The following is a 1,976-nucleotide window of genomic DNA, read 5'->3' on the forward strand; positions in this document are numbered from 1 at the left end:
TTTGACCAAGTGATGGCTCCCGTTAGCGCCGATGGCGCTTTGCGGAGTATACTGGCCTGCAAAGTCACTGATTCAGGAAATAGTCAATACCGAAAAAATCTTTACCGTGAAAACCTTCGGCGCCCCAACCCTAAAATGTTCAGAGTCAAAGCGCCGAAGACTAGTCTTTCGGCTGTCGTTACGACAGTTTAAAAGTTGTACTGAGCGGCAAACAGCAACCGGCTCGCATCCCCATCGTCACCATCAACCTCGTCAACCGCGAAGTAGCTGTATTCAATACCCATGGTCACTGCTTTCACAGGAGACCACTGGTAGTTAATCATCGCCATGGTGTTGGTTTCCTGTTTGTTACCAATTTCGGCTGAACCGGGAAGATCGCGCAGCGCGTCATCCCAATCTACCTCCACCATGCCGACGCCCGTGTTTATTGAGCGGCCACCGCCAAGGTCAAAGGACGCGCCAGCTGAGGCACTGTACCCGCTGATCAACTCAATGCTGCCTGAGCTATCGACATAGCCGTACTCTACGGCATAATTTTCACCGGACCGGTACAGGTAGATGTCGCCACCGTTTACGTAGTTGAAAACGCCATACAGTGTCACTGTGTCCGTGGCTGCGAAGGTGAGCGCGCCAAAAGCGCCGTAAGCGATTTCACTATCGTCCTGTGTGCCAGTATCGTAATCAATTTGGCGCAAAAATGCGGCAGTTGAGTAAGAAACGGCACCAGCGCTATCCTCCAGGCGTGCGGTTACAATTGGCAGACTCGTTTTCTGCTCAATGTCTGGATCGGTAGCGATGAGGCTTGCGAAATTAAAGGGCTGTTCGAGGGAGACGGACAATGGACCGCTGGTATAACGCAACTGAGCTGTCCGGAACTGGCTACCTGCGTTGCCTGGCATGCCGTCAAACTCGAGTGTCGGGATGAAGCCGACAAAGCTGTTATAGTTTGACCAGTTTTGGCCCGCCATCACACCCTCGTACTCGCCATACGCGTGACGAAGCCGGAGGTTGCCGTATCGAAAGCCGCCCTCAACGACTATCTTGACTCCCTGGGGAAGCGTCGCTTTCACGCCGAGCCTGCTTTGCGTCGCGTCAGCGCCGAAATAGCCAGTGGCCTCGTTGATTTCGTCTGCTCCAGTATTAATCTTGCTGAAGTCGCCCGCCCGAGTTGGTTCCGCAATGTCCTCGTCAATGTCGTAGCTGGCGTTAAGACGGGCGTAACCGTACAATTCTATTTCGTAGCCCTTCAGATCGCTCATATGGTCGGCATCGCCCATAAGCTTCATGGCACTAGCTGGACTCGCCATGCCCAAAACCAGCAGGGAGGTTGCTGCCTGGATGGAAGTTCTCAGTGTTGATCTTTTCATTTGTTGTCTCCGAGTTCTATTATTATTGGACCCGACGATGAGGTTAGTTAGCAATCGGTAACAATTCAAATGAATTTGCATTTTATTTAGACGAAGGTCTATGAGTTTTTTTCGTTGTGATACAGATATCTGCGGTTACCTGAGCAGCCAGTATCGCTGTAGTGGCTGTAGAAACCGATGGCTTCGACGTTGAGCGCGCCATAGCGCAAACGGGCACCCAGTTCGTAGTTCACGTTGATTTCCGGGTCTAGGTCGGTGTCAATGGCACCCACTCCGGGCAGCAGCTCCGTGTTAGGGCAGCAGTTCCGTGGTGCCAGGCTGGTGCGCACCTTGGTGAGAAAACCATAAAAAAAGGGCAGAAAAATCTGCCCTAAAAACCTGAGTAACTCATTTACTCGCAAACAAGTCTAGCAGGGTAGTCTGAATCCAGCCTGAATTTTCAGATTATTTTTTACAACGATTCTCACTTACTGGCGTCAAGTTAAACATGCGCTCGATCAAGGATTAGAATGCGTACTGGAACCTTGCGCGAACTTCATCTCCGCTGTCGCCATTGGCTTCTTCGCCATCCATGTAGCTCATACCCAGTCGAACATTCTTGTTGGCGTA

3 protein-coding genes are annotated in these 1,976 nt (G+C 51.4%); 1 reads left to right on the plus strand and 2 read right to left on the minus strand.

The window, feature by feature from the left end; all coding sequences use genetic code 11:
• Window positions 1-192, plus strand: a 192-nt coding sequence (locus MLC70_RS18340) for a hypothetical protein (protein WP_248185968.1), incomplete at its 5' end; no start/stop codon positions are given.
• Here the strand turns inward: MLC70_RS18340 and MLC70_RS18345 are convergent.
• Both MLC70_RS18345 and MLC70_RS18350 read right to left on the minus strand, forming a co-directional pair.
• Window positions 189-1,367 (minus strand): hypothetical protein, encoded by a 1,179-nt coding sequence (locus MLC70_RS18345; protein ID WP_248185970.1) that lies wholly within the window; start codon window positions 1,365-1,367, stop codon window positions 189-191. The genes MLC70_RS18340 and MLC70_RS18345 overlap by 4 nt on opposite strands.
• A 98-nt stretch (window positions 1,368-1,465) precedes the next feature.
• Window positions 1,466-1,639 carry a TonB-dependent receptor gene (locus MLC70_RS18350; RefSeq protein WP_197061332.1) on the minus strand — a complete coding sequence of 58 codons (174 nt, stop codon included), beginning with the start codon at window positions 1,637-1,639 and terminating at the stop codon, window positions 1,466-1,468.
• Window positions 1,640-1,976 lie beyond the last annotated feature (337 nt).

Origin of the sequence: Marinobacter goseongensis, from assembly GCF_023156235.1 — a bacterium.
In the GTDB taxonomy this organism is placed as follows: Bacteria; Pseudomonadota; Gammaproteobacteria; order Pseudomonadales; family Oleiphilaceae; genus Marinobacter; species Marinobacter goseongensis.